Origin of the sequence: Allobosea sp. Root381, assembly GCF_001429395.1 — a bacterium.
Taxonomy (GTDB): domain Bacteria; phylum Pseudomonadota; class Alphaproteobacteria; order Rhizobiales; family Beijerinckiaceae; genus Allobosea.
Genome location: NZ_LMJT01000023.1, coordinates 74,994 through 94,699, shown reverse-complemented (window position 1 = coordinate 94,699; position 19,706 = coordinate 74,994). Strand labels below are relative to the sequence as shown.

The 19,706-nt window shown below is 67.1% G+C and carries 14 protein-coding genes; 6 read left to right on the top strand and 8 right to left on the bottom strand.

Going from position 1 to position 19,706, the window contains the following annotated elements:
• The first annotated feature begins 98 nt into the window (after nucleotides 1-98).
• Nucleotides 99-830, top strand: coding sequence for a response regulator transcription factor (locus ASE63_RS17645; protein WP_082610067.1), 732 nt, complete (start codon nucleotides 99-101; stop codon nucleotides 828-830).
• A gap of 630 nt (nucleotides 831-1,460) precedes the next feature.
• Here the strand turns inward: ASE63_RS17645 and ASE63_RS17640 are convergent.
• From ASE63_RS17640 to ASE63_RS17605, 8 genes are all read right to left on the bottom strand, one after another.
• A complete protein-coding gene (locus ASE63_RS17640; protein ID WP_056804090.1) occupies nucleotides 1,461-2,693 on the bottom strand; it encodes a glycosyltransferase in 1,233 nt (410 codons plus the stop codon).
• The gene (locus tag ASE63_RS17635) at nucleotides 2,671-3,912 is read right to left on the bottom strand and encodes an oligosaccharide flippase family protein (RefSeq protein ID WP_056804087.1); all 1,242 of its coding nucleotides are present in this window, start codon (nucleotides 3,910-3,912) and stop codon (nucleotides 2,671-2,673) included. Before ASE63_RS17635 ends, ASE63_RS17640 begins: the two co-directional genes overlap by 23 nt.
• The gene (locus ASE63_RS17630) at nucleotides 3,902-6,145 is read right to left on the bottom strand and encodes an NAD-dependent epimerase/dehydratase family protein (protein ID WP_056804084.1); all 2,244 of its coding nucleotides are present in this window, start codon (nucleotides 6,143-6,145) and stop codon (nucleotides 3,902-3,904) included. The genes ASE63_RS17635 and ASE63_RS17630 overlap by 11 nt, the downstream gene beginning before the upstream one ends.
• Nucleotides 6,142-7,404, bottom strand: coding sequence for a glycosyltransferase family 4 protein (locus ASE63_RS17625; RefSeq protein WP_244491439.1), 1,263 nt, complete (start codon nucleotides 7,402-7,404; stop codon nucleotides 6,142-6,144). The genes ASE63_RS17630 and ASE63_RS17625 overlap by 4 nt, the downstream gene beginning before the upstream one ends.
• Nucleotides 7,404-8,375 carry an NAD-dependent epimerase/dehydratase family protein gene (locus ASE63_RS17620; RefSeq protein WP_244491438.1) on the bottom strand — a complete coding sequence of 324 codons (972 nt, stop codon included), beginning with the start codon at nucleotides 8,373-8,375 and terminating at the stop codon, nucleotides 7,404-7,406. The genes ASE63_RS17625 and ASE63_RS17620 overlap by 1 nt, the downstream gene beginning before the upstream one ends.
• A 12-nt stretch (nucleotides 8,376-8,387) precedes the next feature.
• Entirely contained in the window at nucleotides 8,388-10,481 is a 2,094-nt protein-coding gene (locus tag ASE63_RS17615; protein WP_162261798.1) for a polysaccharide biosynthesis tyrosine autokinase, read from the bottom strand.
• A gap of 345 nt (nucleotides 10,482-10,826) precedes the next feature.
• The gene (locus tag ASE63_RS17610; protein WP_056804073.1) at nucleotides 10,827-12,224 is read right to left on the bottom strand and encodes a mannose-1-phosphate guanylyltransferase/mannose-6-phosphate isomerase; all 1,398 of its coding nucleotides are present in this window, start codon (nucleotides 12,222-12,224) and stop codon (nucleotides 10,827-10,829) included.
• A gap of 41 nt (nucleotides 12,225-12,265) precedes the next feature.
• Nucleotides 12,266-13,597 (bottom strand): polysaccharide biosynthesis/export family protein, encoded by a 1,332-nt coding sequence (locus tag ASE63_RS17605; RefSeq protein WP_082610063.1) that lies wholly within the window; start codon nucleotides 13,595-13,597, stop codon nucleotides 12,266-12,268.
• A gap of 529 nt (nucleotides 13,598-14,126) precedes the next feature.
• On the opposite strand from ASE63_RS17605, the gene ASE63_RS17600 reads away from it, so the two are divergent.
• From ASE63_RS17600 to ASE63_RS17580, 5 genes are all read left to right on the top strand, one after another.
• A complete protein-coding gene (locus tag ASE63_RS17600) occupies nucleotides 14,127-15,107 on the top strand; it encodes a UDP-glucuronic acid decarboxylase family protein (protein ID WP_056804550.1) in 981 nt (326 codons plus the stop codon).
• Nucleotides 15,104-15,931 carry a WecB/TagA/CpsF family glycosyltransferase gene (locus tag ASE63_RS17595; RefSeq protein WP_056804067.1) on the top strand — a complete coding sequence of 276 codons (828 nt, stop codon included), beginning with the start codon at nucleotides 15,104-15,106 and terminating at the stop codon, nucleotides 15,929-15,931. Before ASE63_RS17600 ends, ASE63_RS17595 begins: the two co-directional genes overlap by 4 nt.
• A 62-nt stretch (nucleotides 15,932-15,993) precedes the next feature.
• Entirely contained in the window at nucleotides 15,994-16,995 is a 1,002-nt protein-coding gene (locus ASE63_RS17590; protein WP_056804064.1) for an NAD-dependent epimerase/dehydratase family protein, read from the top strand.
• Nucleotides 16,996-17,036: 41 nt separating this feature from the next.
• Nucleotides 17,037-18,512: an exopolysaccharide biosynthesis polyprenyl glycosylphosphotransferase gene (locus tag ASE63_RS17585; protein ID WP_156410444.1), complete on the top strand. Its 1,476-nt coding sequence runs from the start codon at nucleotides 17,037-17,039 to the stop codon at nucleotides 18,510-18,512.
• A 100-nt stretch (nucleotides 18,513-18,612) separates the two neighbouring features.
• On the top strand, nucleotides 18,613-19,701 hold the full coding sequence (locus ASE63_RS17580; RefSeq protein ID WP_162261797.1) for an acyltransferase: 1,089 nt from the start codon (nucleotides 18,613-18,615) through the stop codon (nucleotides 19,699-19,701).
• The last annotated feature ends 5 nt before the right edge of the window (nucleotides 19,702-19,706 follow it).

The following is a 19,706-nucleotide window of genomic DNA, read 5'->3' as shown; positions in this document are numbered from 1 at the left end:
AATGTTGCCGTTCTTATGCATAATATAATCTTGGCTATCGATCAAAAAATGTAGCCAACAGGGGAAATCAATCGCGATCCTGCTTGGGGGCGAAGACGATGAGTGGCGTCTCAACCGTAATTATCGAAACAAGCACCTTGTTTCGAGAGGGCCTCGCTAAACTTTTGCAGAAGACCAGCTTTAACATCATAGCAACGGTCTCCAGCGCAGAGGAACTGAAATCCGAGACTTATCCGGAACCGGAGATCGTTATTGTTGGAACGACGAATTCCGACAGGAGCCTGGAAAGCAACTTACGAATATTGAAGGCGCGGTTCCCGCGGGTCCGGTGCGTCGTGCTCTCCGATCAGTACACGGTCGAGCAGGTCCATCTTGCCTTCGCGCTGTCGGCGCGCGGCTATCTGATCAAGACCATCAGCTCTTCGACGCTGATCAAGTCGCTCGAGTTGGTCATGCTCGGAGAGAGCATCATTCCGTCGGCGTTGCTGACGCGGGTGGTGGATGAGCATGACGTCGGGGTCGAGGCCGACGAGGATGACGAGGACGAGGTCGTCGAGGAAGTCGCTCCGGCATCTCGTGCACTCTCGGCTCGTGAAGTGCAGATCCTGCAATGCCTGGTCCGTGGGCAGTCCAACAAGATGATCGCCCGCAACCTCGACATCGTGGAAGCGACCGTCAAGGCGCATATCAAGGCGATCCTGCGCAAGATCCGCGTCCAGAACCGTGTCCAGGCGGCTATATGGGCGATGAAAGGGCTGGAATCGATCCGCCAGATTCCCCACACCAACGGCACGTTGATCGAAGTCGGCCGCGCGCGCGCCGCGCCGTAAGAGGATGTCTCGCTCAAGCGAGGTATCTCATTTGCGGGGCTCGTGAAAGCAATGAGCCCCGAGACCATGACTGCTGGCAGGAAGGGCTGCGGAGCACTGCGCCGCGCCTCTTTCTGCATGGACGCGGCCTGCATGGGCGCGGCGATGGACACCGGGTTCGCCTCGGGCAGTTCCCGTCATTGCGAGAAGCCGTAGCGACGAAGCAGTCCAGGGGTGGCGGCGTTACGCCCTCCCGAATTGCCGCGCGGAGCCCGTGCTCGCGACGTCGGCACAGGTACGACTTAGCCCGATCTGAGAACGATCGAGAGCGCGCTGATTTCTGGCGGCGCGAGGCGTCGCCTCCAACAAGCGTCGGAGCAGCGCCGATCCGGGATGACGGTGCCGTTCCATGCCCTCCGCTGCATGCGACGAAGCGTCCGCGAGCGCATGCCGGCATCCACCTTACCATCCCGCCTCACTAATCCGGGCGCCCTGTCGGAGTTCGTTTGGCAATTCATCCCCACCGTCATTCCGGGCATCCGCTTCGCTGCGCCGGGAATGACGACCGGAGGATGACAGGGGCGAGCCTTTGAGGAACCGCGTCAGCGGCGTCTCGAAGGATGAGCGCAAGTGGGATTTTCCAAGAGGCTGTCAGGCCAGATAGAGGCCGCGCAGGGTCGCGGCGATCGGCGTCCAGTCGCCGATTTCGACGGCCATGCCATAGGCTGCCAGCGCCATCGTGTCCCAGGCCTCCGGCGACAAGGCGGAAGCCTGGCTGAAGGAGGACGCGATCGCCTGCGGCGTCAGGGCCGAGAGGACGAATCCGGCCCCGGTGGCATCGACCGCAGCATCCAGGCCGGTTTCCGTGGAGACCACGAGCGGCAGCCCCGACAGTGCCGCCTCGAGCGCCGCGATCGGTACCCCGTCGAAACGCGACGGCTGGACGAAGTAGTCCCACCGCGCCATCCGCCGCCGCTTCTCCTCACCGAAGCAGGAACCGTTGATCTCGACGGCGTCGCCGAGACCGAAGGTGTTCGCCATCGCCGAGATCACGTCCCGTGCCGGGCCGGTGCCGATCAGCACGAGCCTGCCCTGCCCGCCTCCGTGCCGATAGGCGGCGAAGCCCTCGATCAGCAGGTCGAGCCCCTTGTGCACGATCGCGTAGCGACCGCAGAAGCCGAAGGTCGGAAATTCGGCGAAGGAGGTCCTGCGGCGAGGCGCCGGCGGCATGCCGTCGAGAGCGCTCGAATAGGCCGCGTTCGGGATCACCCGGATCCGGGCGCGCGGGGCAAGGCGCCGGATCACCTGCGCCTCTGCCGCCGAGACGGCCTGGACGAAGCGCGCCTTCCCGAGCGCACGCTGCTCGACGAGCCGTACATAGAGCGCCGATTTCCAGTTCGCGGTCCGGCCGGCCTTGTCGATGACATGCGAATACCGTCCATGGACGGTAATGCCGTAGGCAAGGCCGCGGCGCCCGAGTTCGCGCACCAGCAAGGGCAGCACCGGCTGCCGGGCCGTGTGGATGTGGAAGATCGTCTCGGGGCCCGCGCCAGCGGTCAGCGCGGCCATGATCTGCGGCACGATGCCGACGATATGCCCCATCAGCATCGGGCCGTCGAGTGGCAGGATCAGCGTGGGGAGCTCGATCGGCTCGGGCTCGCCCGCCACATCCGGGCGCCGCAGGATGATGATCCTGGGGTCGTCGCCGGCGGCGATCTGCTCCCGCGCGATCCTGCGGACCACGTGGTGGATGCCGTTCGCCGCGGAAGGATGCGGGGTGACGTCGTCGATCACGACATGGCGGATGTCGAGGCTCGCTCGCGCGGCAATGCGGATATGCGAGGCGGCCGGGCGGCCGGCATCAAGCAGCCGGTTTTCGGCCATCGGCGATCATCCTCGACAGGAACCATTGGGAAGCCAGGAGTCGAACGAGGCTCGCCACGGCGAGCGCGATGCAGCAGCCGACCACCGCGTGGTCGACGGCGAGAGGCAGGAACAGGGCGGCTGCGGCGATCGTGCCCAGCAGGTTGATGAGCAGAGCCAGCCGGGCCGCATCGACCCCGTGCATGTAGGAGCAGACCATGTCGGCCGAGTAGGCGAGCAGGGCGGCCACGGCGAGGACGCGGATCGGGAGGGCGAGATCCGCATAGGCCGAGTCCGGCCCGTAGATCGCGCCCAGGACGAATTCGGGCACGACCAGGAGGACACCGTAGCACAGCAGGACCGGCAGCGCCCCGGCGACGGCGTAGGGCCGCGCGGCCTGCCAGGCGACGCCGTACCCGTCCTGAAACTTCCGGGCCGCGGTTTGCGGGATGACATTGCACAGTCCGATCAGGATGGGGTTCGCCAGGTTGGTGATGTTGAGCGCGGCCTGGAAGGAGGCGGTCGCCGCGGCTCCATGCAGCGCCGCCAGCCCCCAGAAAAAGATCTGCAGGCGCATCGCGCCCGTGAGATTGTTGGCGAGAGACCAGCTGCCGAGCGACCAGAAATCGGCGATCGTCACCCGCAGTGAGCCAGGCGCGCGGAAATCGGGCCCGACCAGCCGGTAGCTCACGATCAGCGCCGCGGCCATGGCGAGCGCCATCGCATTGAAGACATCCGCCAGCGTGGCGGGGCCTCGCTGCAGTAGCACCAGCACCAGGGCGACTTGGCCGAGATAGCCGATCACATCGCCGATCAGCGCGTCGCGGTGGCGAAATTCGGCGAAGAGCCCGCGCCGGAGCGCCTCCTGCGTCTGGCCCACGACGAACAAGGTCAGCAGGGGCAGCACCAGATCGGTCCGGCCCATGACGATCAGGACCACGCCGATGAGCAGGATCAGCGGCAGGCCGAGCAGGCCGAGCAGCACGATGCCGCGCCCGATGAGCTTTCGCCGCTCCTCATCGGGCAGCACCGTGCTGCGGATCGACATCGGATAGAAGATCAGCGAACCCGCGGTGAGTTGCACCAGCAGCAGGCTGCCGATGATCAGCGCGAACATACCGTATTCCGCCGGCGGCAGATTCCGCGCCAGGACGATGTTGAGCAGGAAGGCGCCGAGGCTGACCACGCCCTGGTCGAGGATCGTCCAGGAGGAGCGGGACCAATGCGCCTCAACCCGCATCGACCAGCCTCGTGGACGCGTCCTCTGCCGCCTCCGGCCGCGGACCTGCGAGCGCCGCGCTCTCCCGGCGCAGGTCGCCATAGGCCCAGGCGAGATAGGCCGAGGTCTCGCGCATGCCCTCGGTGAAGCCGTAGCGCGGCGCATAGCCGAGCAAGCGGGCGGCCTTCTCGTTGCTACTGGGGGCCTGCGAGCGGTAGAGCGCGAGCGCCTGCCGATCGGGCAGATAACGCATGCCGAACTGGCGGCCGCCTCCGCCGAAATAGACCCGCGTCACGAACTCGTGCAGCGGCCCCGGCAGCGCATCGTAACCCGCCTGCAGCGCCTGCCGCGCCGGCGGCCAGCGCACGATGATCTGGATGAGCCGCTTGGGGTTTGCGAGCACCATCTTCAGATCGCGGATGAAGCCGTGATTGGCACTCGCAACCGCCTCGGCCGGCCAGTAGCGCGGCTTTTCGGCGTCGATGGCCTCTGCCATGCTCTCGTAGAACCTGGCCCAGCTCACGGGCTCGGGTCCGGACAGGATGAAGCGCTGGCCCACCGCCTCCGGCCGCTGAGCCGCCAGGACGAAACCGTCGACGAGGTCATCGACATAGACGGCATTGCACAGGCCCTCGCCGCGATCGGGCAGGATCACCTCGCCGGTCAGCAGTCGCTCGGCGATGTCGTTGGTCCAGGATTTCGCGAAGGGCCCGTAGACGATTGCCGGCTGGACGATGCTGGCCTTGAGGCCCTGTTCGCGCACGGCCCGCAACGTACGCGCCTCGAGGTCGAGCTTGTTGCGCGCATAAATCCAGGTGCGGTCACCGTCGCGCGTCTCCTCGGTGAGCGCCCCGTCCGGAAACGGCTCATACACCGAGAAGCTGCTGACATAGACGAACCCCTTGACCTTCTGGCGCAGCGCTTCCGCGATCAAGCCATCCAGCGCGTCGAGATTGAGCTTCCGCGAGCGCGTGTCATAGGCGCAGTGGAAGACGTAGTCGGCCCCCTCCAGCCCGCGCGCGATCGCCACCGCATCGTCGAGCCTGCCCTTGATGATCTCGACCGGCAGCCTTGCCAGCCGAGTCGCCTGCCCGTAGCTGCGGATCAGGCAGCGCACCTTCACCCCCTGCTCGACGAGGCGCTCGGCCAGGCGCCCTCCGATGAAGCCGGTCGCCCCGGTAATCAGCGCGGTGCTGCCGGCCGGCAGGCGCGGCTGGGCGTCGTCGGCGCTGGCCGGCGTTGCCGAGGGCCAGGGCATCGCAAGCGGCTCGCGGGCGGCATAGCAGCGTTCGATAAGCGCCACCGAGCGGATGCCTTCCTTGCCGGAGATCCCCTTTTCCTTATCGCCGGCGACGCTGCCGCGGAAATCGCGGAGCTCGGAATCGAAGAGCTCGGGGAAGAGCTGGAGCGGCATGTCGGCGGCGGCGCGCCCGTCATGCCGGAAGGCCAGCGCGTTCGGCGAGCCTGCTAGGATGCGACTCTTGGCGAGATGGACCTCGACGAAGCCTTCCGTGCCCTCGATGACGATCGTGCCGCGCAGGTCGCGCGTGCGGCTCAGCTCGACGCTGCCGACGGCGCCCGACGCCATCCGGCATTCCACCACGCAGTCGGCCTCGACACCGTGGTCGGCATCGTCGCGATAGCTCAGCGAGGCGACGTCGCCCAGCCACCAGAGCAACAGGTCGAGCGTATGGGCGCCGGTGTCCATCAGCACGCCACCGGCCGCCAGCTCGCGCTTCAGCAAGGCGTCGGAACTCGTCGCCCAGTTGAAGACGAAGCCCTCGCGGATGTCGAAGCGCGTGATCCTGCCGAGCACGCCGGCATCGAGCAGCGCCTTGAGCCAGCGCGTGCCGTGCAGATAGCGGCGCAGCAGGCCGACGCGAAGCGAAACCCCGCGCTCTTCAGCCGCCGCGACCATGGCCTCGCATTGCGCCGAGGTCGCCGCGAGGGGCTTCTCCATGAAGAGGTGCTTGCCGGCCTGCAGAAGTTCGAGCCCGATCGGCCCGTGCAGGACATGCGGCACGGCCACGATCGCGGCGTCGAAGCGGTCGGCAACCTCATGCCAGTCCTGCGCCGTCACGATGGAACGCCCCTGGCCGCCGAACTTGCCCGCGACGAGCGTCGCACGCTCGGGCGAGCGGTCGATCAGGACGGAAGGCGTCCAGCCGAGGCGCCGCAGCGAAGGGGCTAGATGATGATCAACGACGGCGCCGCAGCCTATGATGGCGAGCCGTTCTCCGGCGGGCAGGGTCATGCGGGCCGTCCTCTCTGCTGGCGAAGGGTGGGTGCAACCGGCCGCGCCGGAGATCGTACGGCCGGCGCAGGCCGTAACAGGCGCTCGTATTCGGTGAAGGCGCGCCGCGCAGCGCTCTCCCAGGTGTAATTCGCCGCGACATGGGCCCGCGCCAGGCGCCCCATTTCGGCGAGTCTGTCGGGATCTTGCGCGAGATCGTCGAGCGCGGCGGCGAGTTCCTCGACCTGCCCGGGCTTGACCAGCCTGCCGTAGTCCTTGCCGACCTGATGCGGGATGCCACCCACCGCCGAGGCGAGGACCGGAACGCCGTGGGACATCGCCTCCAGGATCGCCAGCGGGAACGTGTCGGCGAGCGTCGGGAAGACGAAGAGATCGGCCCGTCGGTACAGCGCCGCGACATCCTCGTCGGAGAGCCGCCCGGTGATCACGATGCGCTGGTCGGGCCCCTTGAGAAGGGAGGCCAGCCCATAGTCGATCTCCGTGCGCGTCTCGCCACCGACGATCAGCTGGAACGGGCAGGTCAAGCGCGCAAAGGCCGACAGCAGCACCGGCAGCCCCTTGTTCGGCGTATGGTTCGCCAGGAACATGCAGGTGAGCTGGCCCGGGCGGCGCTCGCCGATGCCGAGGCGCTGCCAGGCCGCCACATCCCCGGCCGGATCGGCAGGGCGCGGCACGGGCACGCCATTAGGCACGTTCACCAGCGCATCGCCGGCAAAGCCCATCTGCCGGACGATCTCGTCATCGGCCGGCGACAGCGTGAAGACGGCGGCGGCATGGCGGACGGCCTGATGCACCGGCCTCGTCACCAGTTCCTGCCAGACCAGGCGCTTCAGCGGCCCGAAGCCGTAGATTCGCGCGCCGTTGTGGATCTCGTTGAAGCCATGCGTGGAGACGACATAGGGAATGCCTGCCCTCCGGCAGGCGCGGGCGATGCGCGCCATTTCCAGCGCCGGCATCGGATTGTGAATGTGCACAAGGTCGAAGCCGCCCTTGGCGATCAGCTGCGGGATATCGGATCGGTAGAACAGCGTCCGGTAGCGGTTCGACAGGCGCTGCCAGGGCAGCAGCGGCGGCAGCGTCGCCTTCACCGGCAGCCGGCGCACCCTGCCCTCCTCCGCACCGCCCGCCTGCGGACCCATCATGCTGGCGATGGTCATGTCGCAGTACTCGGCAAGCGCGACGCTGAGCTGCTCGGCGGCGCGTCCGGCACCGCTGACCGACATGTGTGGCGGCGCCACGATGGCGGCGAGGACCCTCATCACAGATACTTCGCGGTCAGGGATGCCGAGAGGTCCGGCTCGCGCCAGAGATCCTGCAGGGCATCGTCGATGGTGAAGGCCGGCTCCCAGCCGAAACGCCGGCGGATTTGCGTCGTGTCGGCGGCGAGGAAGGGCCGGTCTACGGCGCGCACCCGCGCGCTGTCCTGCTCAAGCGTGAAGCCGATCTGGGCGATATCGCGCAGCTTGAGCAGGATCTCGTCGACCGAATAGGGATGCGACGTGCCGAGATTGACCGTCACGGTCGCGCCCTCGACCAGCGTGTCGTCCGTGGCGATGGTGGCGAAGCCGCGCGCGGCATCCTCGACATGGATGTAGTCCCGCTTCGGCCAGCGGTTGCCGAGCCGGATCGTGGTCCGCCCCGCCTTGAGCTGGGCGACGATCTCCGGCAGCAGATGCGGGTTGGTTTCGCCGGGGCCGACGACGTTGAAGAGCCGCACCGCCACCGCCGCCAGCGAGCGCTGCGCGGCGAGATAGCGGACGTAATGTTCGCCATGCAGCTTGTTCATGCCGTAGATGTCGCTCGGCTCGAGCAGCGCCGAGCCCTCGCAATGGGGCTGCGTGTCCGGCTTGTAGACCGCGCCGCTGCTCGCATAGACGAAGCGCGATCCGGCGGGCGCAGCCAGGAGCAGGTTCATCACCCCCAGCACATTGGTCTGTGTCGCCATCGCCGGCAGCTGCTCGCATTCGGGGATGTAGTGGATCGCCGCCAGATGGACGATCACGTCGGGGCAGAAATCCGCGACGACATCGGCGATCGCGGCCTGGTCGTTGATGTCGGTCCGCTTCAGGCGAAACTTCGCGAGTTCATCCTCCGCAAAGCGGACCTGCCCGTAGCGGATATTGTCGACGACGCAGACCTCATGCCGGTCATAGAGACGTCGCGTAACCTGGCGGCCGACATAGCCGTTGCCGCCGGTGATCATGATCCGTTTTTGATTGTACAAGATCACCTCCGCCGGATTTCAGTCGAACGTCGCGTAATACTGGCGGCTCTTCTTCGCCGGGAGGGCTCTGAAAAAGCCCTGATAGGACTGGTACTTGTCGAAATCGACGCCGGTCAGAACGATTCCCTGCACCCGCACCGATGCATCGCGAAGCCGCTTCAGGGTCTCGGCCACCAAAGCCTTCGGGGTCGCGTTCCAGCGCACCGCCTGCAGGACGATGTCCGCAAACGGGGCAAGGATCAGCGCATCGGCCACCAGCGTCACCGGCGGCGCCTCGATGATCACGACGTCATAGGTCCCGCAGGCCTCCCTGACGAAGTCACCGAATGCCGCCCGCGCGAAGATCGCGCCGCCTTCCGAGAGTCCGGTCCGGCGCTGGATGACGGAGAGCGGCGCGATCCACTCGCCCTTCGTCATCGGCAGGCTGTTGCTCAGGTCGGCATTACGGCGCTGCAGGACCGGTATCGGTTCGCCCGCCCCCTTCTCCAGGAAGCGGTGGCGTGTCACCGGATCGACGACCATGTCCTCCAGCGCCGGCCTGACCTCGCAGTCCAGCTCGCGGCATGGCGAGGCATCGATAATCAGGACGCTGCGGCCCATCTCCATCAGGCTCAACGCCAGCGAGTCCACCAGCATGGACTTGCCCTCTCCCGGCAGGGCCGAGGTCACCAGCACGGTCTTCGCGCCGGCCTGGGACGAGGTCAGCCCGGTCGACGCCGCGATCGCGCGCATCGCCTCCCGCCGCGCGACGATATCGAAACTGTCGAAGGTGCCCGAGGAGGCCGGCACGAGGCCGACGCAGGGGCAATCGATTTCGCGCAGCACCTCGTCCTCCGTGCGGAAGCCGGTGTCGCGGCGCTCCAGCAGGAAGGCGATGCCGGCACCGAGCGCCGCGGCTGCGATGATGGCGAAGCCGAGGACGAGCGACTTCTTTGGGCCGGACGGCGTCATGATCGGCTCGGCCGGGACCATGACCTGCGCGGCGACCGGCTTGAGATCGGCCAGCGCCTGCGCCTGGACCTGGTTCTCGGTCAGCGTTCTCAGGCGGTTGCGCAGGGATTCGGCCTTGCCTTGCAGCGTGCGAAGTTCGGCCTCGCGCGCCTTCGCCTCGATCAGGGCGAGCCTCGCCTTGCGAACGGCTGCGTCGAGTTCGCCCTCGACCCTGCGGGCATTGCTCACATCCACTGCGATCGCGGCGACGGCCTTCGCGACCTCGTCCCGCAGCCGCTGCTCGGTCTCCTCCACCAGCAGGCGGGCGCGCTCGGCCTGGGGATGGCGCTCACCGACCGACGCCGAGAGTTCGGCTGCCTGCCTGCGCGCCACCTCGCGGCTTTCCGCCAGCCGCTGGATCTGCGGCAATGCCGCGACGTCGGGCGGGACAAGGCCCTGCGCGGCAGCGCGCGTCGCCCGCTCCAGCCGCGCCTCCTCGTTCAGCCGCGCCAGGCCGGCAGCGATGATCTGGCTCGAGACCTCGCGCATCTGCTGCTGCAGGAGCACTCCGCCTTCGGAGGAGGTGTCGACGATGTTGTGGGTCGAACGGTACTCCGAGGCAGCGGTCTCGGCCGTTTCCAGCGCGGTCCGCGTCTCGTTGATCTGGGCGGCGTACCATTCGCTGGCGCGCCGGGAGGCGGTGAAGCTCGCCTCGCTACGGTTCTTCAGATAGACCTCGACGAAGAGATTGGCGATACGCGCCGCCCGCTGCGGATCATTCGCGGTGAATCCGATCTCGATCAGATAGGAACGGCTGTCGTTGCGGACCGTGACGTCACGCATCAGCGCCAGGATGCTGCGCTCGTCGGGCTCGCTCGCCGTGCCGGCCCGGCCATCCGCACTTTTCGGGTGCTCGCTTGCCAGCCGCTGGGCGACCTGTCTCACGATGGCTCGCGAGCGGACAAGGCGGGCTTCGGTCTCGATCAGGGCGCCGACGTCGAGCGAGGCGAGCGGCTGCTGCCGGCTCGCGCCACCACCCTGGTCGTCCCGGCTGAAATCAACCTGGACCAGGGCTGCCGAGGTGTAGCGCCTTTCGGCCGTCAGCAGGAAGGCAACGGCGGCGGCGGCGGCCAGGACGACGAGCGCGACGATCATACGCTTGTGCCGCCACAGGGTGAGCATGGCAGCGAAGCCGACGCTCTCCGCATGCCGCCGGACGGCACCTTCCAACCGTATCGGACTCTGAAAGGCCAGGTTCATCGCTGCACGTACGTCCAGAGGCATGATGGTCGGCGAGGCTCGGCCGCAGCCCCCTGGCTTGGCCTCGTGGCCCACCGTCGAGGGCAGGCTTTGGTTGATTGGACGGTCTCGCGCGGGCGCTTGGAAGGGGGGCTCTGGGAGTAGTCCCATTGCCCCCTGTTGGAGCACTGCGGAAGCCGTCTCGGCGTCGCCCGGCACCGCGCCGCCACGGACCGGAAACCCGCCGCAAGCGCGGCAGGGGGAGAAGGCTCCGCATCGCGACGCCCGTCAGATGCGCCGGTAGGCGTCCTCGGCACGCACCGCGCCATCTGCCCTGCCATGCTGCACGGCGACGAGCTCGACCGGGATGGTGCCGGGGTTCTCGAGCCTGTGGAGCGCACCGACGGGGATGTGCGCGTGCTGGTTCGGTGTCAGCAGCCGGACCTTCTTGCCGACCGTGACCCGGGCCGTCCCGCTGACCACGACCCAATGCTCGGCACGACCGTGGCTCTGCAGCGCGAGCTGGCCCTTGGCATTGACGACGATACGCTTGACCTGAAAGTCGTCGCCCTGGTCCATCACCTGCTGCCAGCCCCACGGCCCGTAGACACGCGGATGCGTGTCAGCTTCCTGGCGCCCATCACGGCGTAGCCCCTCGACGATCTGCTTGACCTCGCGGCTGCGCGCCCGGTCAGCGACCAGGATGGCGTCCCGGTTCACGATCACCACGAGATCGTCGACCCCGAGCACGGATGTCAGCGGCCCGTCCGTCGAGACGAAGCAGCGATGCGCATCCGAGAGGATGACCTGGCCCTGACTGACATTGCCCTCCTTGTCCTGCTCGCTCACGGACCAGAGCAGGTCCCAGTTGCCGACGTCGGACCAGCCGCAGGAGAGCGACACGACAGCGGCGCGCGAGGTTCGCTCCATCACCGCGTAGTCGATCGATTGCTGCTCGGCCCTGCCATAGTGCTCGGCGTCGAGCACGAAGGCGCCCGACGCGTTCCCGGCGAGATCGGCCGCCAGCAGCACGGCCTTGACGCTGTCGGGAACGAAGGTCGCGTATTCTTCGACCAGCGTGCGCGCCGTCGCCATGAAGTTCCCGGAATTCCACAGGAAACCCTCGAGCACGTAGCGCATCGCGCGCTCGACATCCGGCTTCTCGACGAATTTGGCGACCGCGCGGGCCTCGCCCTCGAGGTCTTCCGCCGGCTGGATGTAGCCGTACTCCGTCGCCGGATGCGTCGGCATGATGCCGAAGGTCACGAGGCGCCCCGCCAGCACCGCCGGCAGGCCCGCCAGCACCGCGGCGCGAAACGCCTCGGTGTCCCGCACCACATGGTCGGACGCCACGACGAGCAGCGGGCAGTCGAGGTCGAGTCGCCCGGCCACGGCCGCGGCGGCAACGATCGCCGGCCCGGTGTCGCGCCGCATCGGCTCGAGCACGAGGTCCGCCTCGACATCGATCTCGGCGAGCTGCTTCTCGACGATGAAGCGGTAGGCCTGGTTGCTGATGATCAGCGGGCGGCCGAAGCCCGGCCCGGTCACCCGCAGGATCGTCTGCTGGAAGATCGAGCGGTCGCCGACCCGCAGGGCAAACTGCTTGGGAAAGGAATCGCGCGACATGGGCCAGAGCCGCGTGCCGGCTCCCCCGCACAGGATCAGCGGCCGGACAGGAATGGTCATGCGTGTCTCCGTTTCAGCAACTGTCGGACAGGCACCACAGCTCAACGCCAGTTGACCGCAACAGGCTCGGCGGACAGGGGCGGCTCGGGCAGGCGTTCGACCCGCAGGATGTCGCCGGGCTCCAGGAGCGTGGTGTCTGTGACGGCGAAGGTTTCGCTCTTGTCGCCGGCAGCGCGGCTCACGAAGAGCGCGCGGCGCGGGGCGCCGCCGGCTTCCTCGACGAAGCCCACCTGCCGGAGCCTGAGCTCGCGCGTGCCCCGGGCGGCGGGAAGCGCCGCCTCGATTTCGCCCAGACGCATCAGCGTCTCCTGGAGCTCCGTCTTGACCCGACGCTGATAGATGTCGCGGATATCGCGGACACGGATGGCCAGCTCGCCCAGACTGACCTCGATGTTGGACATCTCGCCGTTGAAACGGGCGATGTTGCCGCGGTTTCGTGCCTCTTCGCGCTGCAGCTCGATCCCCGTATAGCGGCGCGCCAGGCCCGAGCTCAGCAGGGCGTTGTAGTCGACCAAATGCTGCTGGATCAGCTCGAGCTGGCGCTTCTCGGAAGCGAGCTGCTCGCTCACATAGCGCTTTCCGGCCTCCAGCTTCGGCCGCTGCTGCTCGACCAGGGCGACCTGTTCCGCCAGGGCCGCGTTCTGGAAGGCATGCATCTCCGCCTCGCCCTTGATGATGTCGGCCAGCGCGCCGCCGGCCGTAGTGGGGGCCGGCAGGCCGGCGAAATCGAGCGAGGACCGGTTGTCGCGTTGCGCCTCCAGCCGGATCCGCCGGGCGAGTATCGCATTGCGCGTGCCCTCGAGGGTCCGCACGCGCTCGTCGGCCTGCAGGTATTCCGCCCGAAGCACCGCCTGGGCGCGCTCTTCGGTCAGGGTGAATCCCCCCGACAGCGCGACGGCGGCCATCACAGAGATCCCATAGCGATAGGGATGGCTGCCCGGCGTCTTGACGTCCCCGACGACATAGATCGGCCGGGCCTCGGCGAGCCGCACCGAGACGATGGGCTTCTGCACGAAGCCCTGGGCGAGGCGCTGGGCGATACTCTGCTCGATCTCCCGGATGCCGAGGCCGCGGACCGGGACCGCGCCGATCAGCGGCATGGTCACGCTGTGCGTACCGTCGACGATCCACTCGCCCGACAGCTCGGTCTGGCCGAAGACGACGATTCCGAGGCGATCGCCGGGCGCGACTCGATAAGCCGGCGGATCGTTGGCGGCCACCTTGAAGGCGGGGATCAGGAGAACGGCCGCCAGGGCCGCAAGGACTACCAGGCGCATCAGCCGCACGACCGTACGCGGGAGCCCTCCTTCGGCCCGGACGGGAACGTCGGCGCGAATGATGCTGATGCCGGCCGACACAACGCTTCGTCTCATCGAGGTCTCCCCGAAAACAGGACCTCCCACCCGGCATGGACGTGGCGAGAGGACATGCCGAGAGCCTAGAGCAGGCCGTCGCCTTGCCGTGCGCTCTTAGGGGCAGGTTGCGAGCGCGATGGGGCTACTCCCGAGAGCCGCCCCCCCGCGGTCCGGCCGCATGGCGGCGGGCGCAGGGCCGGCACCGGCTGCCGCCAGGGCCGCATTCCGGTGGATCGAGGACCTGCGGGAGGGCCCGGCGAGGCTTTGGCTGAGCCGGCCGTCCGGAGCGCGAGACGGCGCTCACCGCCACGTTGCGACGGAGTACCCCCAAAAGCGGCCTCAGATTGGAGCGGTGCCTCGAAAGCGCCAATTGCCAGCAAGCGCCTTCAAGTAAACGATGAGTTAACAGAAAGGGGCGAGACCTCAAAGAAGGCGGCCTTCTAAAAAGAGAATCAATATTTAATAAGAGTCAAATCTCAAAAAGATTTTAAAACTAATAAAAAAATAGCTTCTAAATAAAATGACAGATCGCTGGGAGCGCGAGAACATGAAAAGAGTTCTGGTGACTGGGGGCGCAGGCTTTGTTGGATCTCACCTTTGCAAGAAATTACTCGACGGCGGCGACGAGGTTCTCTGCCTCGATAACTATTTCACGGGATCGCGCGCCAACATCGCACATTTGCTGGCGAACCCACGCTTCGAAGTCGTCAGGCACGACATCACGTTTCCGCTCTATGTCGAGGTGGACGAGATCTACAACCTCGCCTGCCCCGCATCGCCGGTGCACTACCAGCACGATCCGGTCCAGACCACGAAGACCAGCGTCATCGGCGCCATCAACATGCTCGGACTGGCCAAGCGCCTGCGCGCGCGCATCCTCCAGGCATCGACCAGCGAGGTCTACGGAGATCCCGAGGTTCATCCGCAACGTGAAGACTATCGCGGCATGGTCAACATCAACGGCCCGCGCGCCTGCTATGACGAGGGCAAGCGCTGCGCCGAAACCCTGTTCTACGACTACCAGCGTCAGCACGGCATCGACATCCGCGTCGTGCGCATCTTCAACACATACGGCCCGCGCATGCACCCTGAGGATGGGCGGGTGGTCTCCAACTTCATCGTCCAGGCGCTGCGCAACGAGCCGATCACCCTCTATGGCAATGGCAGCCAGACGCGCTCCTTCTGCTATGTCGACGACCTCGTCGAAGGCGTCGTCAAGTTCATGAACGTGCCGGGCACGGTCGCCGGCGCGGTCAACCTCGGCAATCCGAATGAAATCAGCGTTCGCCAGCTCGCCGAAACGATCATCGATCTGACGGGCTCGCGCTCGGCGATCGTCTACCACCCGCTGCCGCAGGACGATCCGCGCCAGCGCTGCCCGGACATCGAGCGCGCGACGACGCTCCTTCGCTGGCAGCCGCGCGTCGATCTGACGGATGGTCTCTCGCGCACGATCGCCTATTTCGACGAACTGCTCCGCGAGGCCGATCCCCAGCCGGTGCCGTTGGAAGCAAGGGCCGTCGCATGAACATCGAGCGCCCCCATAAAGAAGCCGCACGCATCGACGTCCTCGGCGTTCAGGTCAGCGCGATCGACATGGACCAGGCGCTTGGCACGATCGAAACATGGGTCACCGGCGGCAGGCGGCATTATGTCTGCGCCACCGGTGCGCATGGCATCATGGAAAGCCAGCGCGACGAGACCTTGCGGGCGGTCCACAACCAGGCCGGCATGGTGACGCCGCATGGCATGCCGCTCGTCTGGATGTCGCGGTTGCTGGGTCATCCGCAGACCGGACGCGTCTATGGCCCGGACCTGATGCGCGCACTCAGCGAGCTCTCGGCGCGGCGCGGCTGGCGCCAATTCTATTACGGCGGCGCCATGGGCGTCGGCGACCGGGTGGCGGCTGCCCTTACGCAGGCCCATCCGGGCCTCGTGGTCGCCGGCACGCTCAGCCCGCCGTTCAGGGCCCTGACCGGCGAGGAGGACGCCGGCATCGTCGAGCAGATCAACGCGGCGCGGCCCGACATCGTCTGGGTCGGCCTGAGCACACCCAAGCAGGAATACTGGATGGCGAGCCATATCGGGCGCATCGACGCACCGGTGATGATCGGCGTCGGCGCAGCCTTCGATACCCTGGTCGGCAGAAAGGCCCAGGCGCCGCCCTGGATGCAACGCAACGGCCTGGAATGGCTGTTCCGGCTGAGCCGGGAGCCCCGCCGGCTGTTTCGCCGCTACGCCTGGATCGTGCCCGGTTTCCTCGTCGCGGCATGCTTCCAGCTCGCCCGACGCTCCGCTTCGGTGGCTCGGGACCGGGCTGCCCAGCGGGTTCGCCAGCCACTGGCGAGGTGAACCGAACGATGACCGCCACACGGCCGGAAGGCCGCTTCAGTTCAAGCATCATGGAGGGGTAGATGTCCGAGAAGACTGTTCTCGTCACCGGAGCCGGAGGCTTCATCGGTCACCATCTTGTCGATTATCTTGTCCGCAAGGGACTGCGGGTCCGCGGGGTCGACATCAAGGCGCCGGAATACGCGCCGACGGCAGCCCATGATTTCCGGCTGCTCGACCTGCGTGTGGAGAAGAACTGCGCCATCGCCACCGCCGGCGTCGACGAGGTCTATCACCTCGCGGCGGATATGGGCGGCATCGGCTACATCACCTCCTCCCATGCCGCGATCTCGCTGCACAACACGCTGATCAACGTGCACATGCTCAAGGCGGCGCGCGAGGCCGGCGTGAAGCGCTTCCTCTACTCGTCCTCCGCCTGCATCTACCCGCAATATCTGCAGACCAAGCCCGACGTCACCCCGCTGCGCGAGGACGACGCCTTCCCGGCCGATCCCGAGGAAGGCTACGGGCTCGAGAAGCTCTACATGGAGAAGCTCTGCCAGTACTTCACCGAGGATTGGGGCTTCCCGACCCGAACGGTACGCTTCCACAACGTCTACGGGCCGCTGGGCACCTATTCCGGCGGCCGCGAGAAGGCGCCGGCCGCGATCAGCCGCAAGGTCGCGGAGATCGCCGATGGCGGCACCATCGAGATCTGGGGCGACGGCCAGCAGACCCGCTCCTTCATGCATGTCGACGACTGCGTCGAAGGAATCTACCGGATCATGCAGTCGGACTATGACCGGCCCCTGAACCTGGGAACGGACGAGCTCGTCACGATCGACGAACTCGTCGACCTCGTCGCCATGACCGCGGGCAAGACCGTGATCAAGCGCCACGACACCTCCCGCCCGCAGGGCGTGCGCGGGCGCAACAGCGACAATTCCCGGCTGCGCAGCGTCCTCGATTGGGAGCCTCATATCATGCTGAAGGACGGCATCGTGCCGACCTATCGCTGGATCGAGCAAATGGTCGCGGGCGGCGCGGCGCAGTTGCATGACCCGGCCGCGGAGGCCGCCGAGTAGAGCGCTGCAGCCCAGATAAAGGCTTTTGGGGGAGGAACGTCATGCAGCCCGTGGCATCGTCGTCGCGCACACAGATGAGCTGGGGCGATCTCGCCCCCGCTTCGGCAGCCGCGCGGGCAGGACGGATGCAAGGAGCGCTCTGGCGCCGGGCCGCTGTCGTCACCGCGTTCGTGGCAGGCGACTATCTGACCCTTGCCATCGCGGTGCTGGCCGGGACGGCCCTGCTGCCGGCGGCGAGCCGGGGCTGGGCCGAGAGCGGCCTCACGCTCTTCGCCGCGCTCGTTCTCCTCCATGGCGCCATCGGCCTCTACAGCTGCTGGGGCCCCTGCCCGATCGAGCGGCTGCGGCGTCGTGCGCTCGCAGCGTTCGGGCTGGGGGCGGCGGTCTTCGTCATGGCCTCGGCCTGGAGTTCTCCGGTCGATGCCGCGGCCATCGGCCTCGTCACGCTGCTGCTTTTCGTGTGCGGCCATTATATCGAGGGGCTGGCGCGCCTTGTGCTGATGCGCGGCGGGCTCTGGGGTGCCCCGACCGTGCTGATCGGCTCCGTCGAGAGCTGCTCCCGAATGGCGAGCACTCTTCTCGCCAATCCGAAGCTCGGTTTGCGGCCCGTCGGGATCGCAGCCGACCTGCCGGATGACGGTGCACGCCCCATCAGCAAGGTTCCGATCGTGTGTGGCGCCGGCGAAGCCCATCAGCTTGGCGGCAGCGCCGAGGTCGCCATCGTCTCGGCCTCGGATCTTGCGGCATCTGAGAGCATGGACGCGATGAGGCTGTCGCGCCTGCCCTTCGCGCATATCATCGTCGCGGAGGCCGCCGGCGGCATTCCCAATCTCGGTCTGCGAACCCGCAATCTCGGCACCGCGTTGGGCCTGGAGGTCCGGTTTGACCTGTTCCGCTCCGGTCATCTCGCATTGAAGCGGGCGATCGATCTCGCCTTCGCGGTTCCGGCCGCGATCGCAGTGGCGCCCCTCGTCGCGGTCCTCGCCCTGGCAGTCAAGATCGCCGATCCGGGGCCGGCCTTCTACCGTCAGCGCCGCGTCGGCCGCGATGGCCGGGTGCTGGAGGTGCTCAAGCTGCGCACCATGTATCGCGATGCGGAGTCGCGGCTGAGCGGCTACCTGCAGAGCAACCCCGAGGCGCAGGCCGAATGGTCGCGCTTCTTCAAGCTGCGCAACGACCCCAGAGTCCTGCCCGGGATCGGGCATCTGCTGCGGCGCTCCAGCCTCGACGAGCTGCCGCAGCTCTGGCACATCCTGCGCGGCGAGATGAGCCTGGTCGGCCCGCGGCCCTTCCCCGCCTACCACATGAACAGCTTCGACGCCGCCTTCCAGAGTGTGCGCGTCAGCGTGCCGCCCGGCCTGACCGGCCTCTGGCAGGTCAGTTCCCGCAGCGGCGGCGATCTCGATGTCCAGAAGGAGCAGGACCTCTTCTACATCCGCAACTGGTCTATCTGGCTCGACATCTACGTCATATTAGAGACTTTCCCTGCAGTCTTCACGGCAAGGGGCGCGCAGTGACGGGATCTTGCGCGACCAGCTACCCAGGCATGATCACGGGCGACCACGCCAACCTGTCCTGCCCCGCCAGGGGAACGGCATCCCGCCGGGGAGCATGACCGTGCAGAGGGAACGGCGCGTCGAGATTCAGTGGCTGCGCGCGGTCGCGGCATGCGAGGTCGTGATCTGCCACTCCAGCCTGCTGACGAAGCATTTCACCAGCAGCGTGCCGATACCGGCCTGGTACCAGCCCCTGTCGGCGATCGGCGTGGAGCTGTTCTTCATCGTCTCCGGCTATGTGATCTGCATGAGGGTCGGCGAGTCGGACGGCGCCCGGCCATTCCTCGTCGCGCGCATCCTGCGCCTCTATCCGATGTACTGGATCTTCACCTGCGTCGCGGTGCTCGCCTACCTGCTCAACCCGGCCTGGCACCTGAACAACTTCACCTTCGAACTCCTGCCGATGGCAAAGTCCTTTCTGATCTTGCCTCAGACAGGCTTCCCCATCCTCGGCGTCGGCTGGACGCTCGAGCACGAGATGGTCTTCTACGTCTTCGTCGCCGTGATGCTCTTGACGATCGGCGGGAGCAATCGCGCAAAGCTCTCTCTCGCCTGGCTGCTTGCGGGGCTCGGCGCCGTCGGGGCGGTACTGGGCACTCCGCCGCACCCGCTCATCGCCGGCGCCCCCGGTGCGGATTCGACCGCTCTGCTCTCCCACGTCTTCAGCCCCTTCATGTTCGCCTTCGGCCTGGGCTGGCTGGCGCGGGTGCTGGAAGATGGACGGTCGTCTAAGCTCTGGATCGACGTGCTGCCCTTCATTCTGTTCGCGATCGGCGCGTTGTGGCTCGCACCGGAATGGGGGCGGCTGCCGCTGCTGCGCATCGCCATCGCGGCACTCGTCTTCGCCGGCTTCCTGGCCTGCCGCGGCCGCTTCGCCGATACGCCGCTGAACCGCCTGATATGGCAGCTCGGCGATGCCTCCTTCAGCATCTATCTCTCGCACTGGTTCCTGCTCTCGGCCGGCGGCAAGCTGATGGGCCATCTCGACCCTCCCGACTGGCTCGAGCTGCCGGTGCGGATCGTCGGAGTCGGTGCCAGCATCGCCTTCGGCCTCGTCGTCTTCCTGCTGATCGAGAAGCCGCTCGACCGGAAGCTGCGCCGCCGGCCCGCAACGCTGCCTGTCGCAGCCCCGGTGCCGTCCGCCCCGTGAACGCG

Bases quoted from the DNA above. Each gene is read 5' to 3' on its own strand.
- ASE63_RS17645 (WP_082610067.1), top strand. From the start codon at position 99: ATGAGTGGCGTCTCAACCGTAATTATCGAAACAAGCACCTTGTTTCGA.
- ASE63_RS17635 (WP_056804087.1), bottom strand. From the start codon at position 3,912: ATGCGGGTTGAGGCGCATTGGTCCCGCTCCTCCTGGACGATCCTCGAC.
- ASE63_RS17630 (WP_056804084.1), bottom strand. From the start codon at position 6,145: ATGACCCTGCCCGCCGGAGAACGGCTCGCCATCATAGGCTGCGGCGCC.
- ASE63_RS17590 (WP_056804064.1), top strand. From the start codon at position 15,994: ATGTCCGAGAAGACTGTTCTCGTCACCGGAGCCGGAGGCTTCATCGGT.
- ASE63_RS17615 (WP_162261798.1), bottom strand. From the start codon at position 10,481: ATGCTCACCCTGTGGCGGCACAAGCGTATGATCGTCGCGCTCGTCGTC.
- ASE63_RS17605 (WP_082610063.1), bottom strand. From the start codon at position 13,597: ATGAGACGAAGCGTTGTGTCGGCCGGCATCAGCATCATTCGCGCCGAC.
- ASE63_RS17595 (WP_056804067.1), top strand. From the start codon at position 15,104: ATGAACATCGAGCGCCCCCATAAAGAAGCCGCACGCATCGACGTCCTC.
- ASE63_RS17625 (WP_244491439.1), bottom strand. From the start codon at position 7,404: ATGAGGGTCCTCGCCGCCATCGTGGCGCCGCCACACATGTCGGTCAGC.
- ASE63_RS17640 (WP_056804090.1), bottom strand. From the start codon at position 2,693: ATGGCCGAAAACCGGCTGCTTGATGCCGGCCGCCCGGCCGCCTCGCAT.
- ASE63_RS17610 (WP_056804073.1), bottom strand. From the start codon at position 12,224: ATGACCATTCCTGTCCGGCCGCTGATCCTGTGCGGGGGAGCCGGCACG.
- ASE63_RS17585 (WP_156410444.1), top strand. From the start codon at position 17,037: ATGCAGCCCGTGGCATCGTCGTCGCGCACACAGATGAGCTGGGGCGAT.
- ASE63_RS17600 (WP_056804550.1), top strand. From the start codon at position 14,127: ATGAAAAGAGTTCTGGTGACTGGGGGCGCAGGCTTTGTTGGATCTCAC.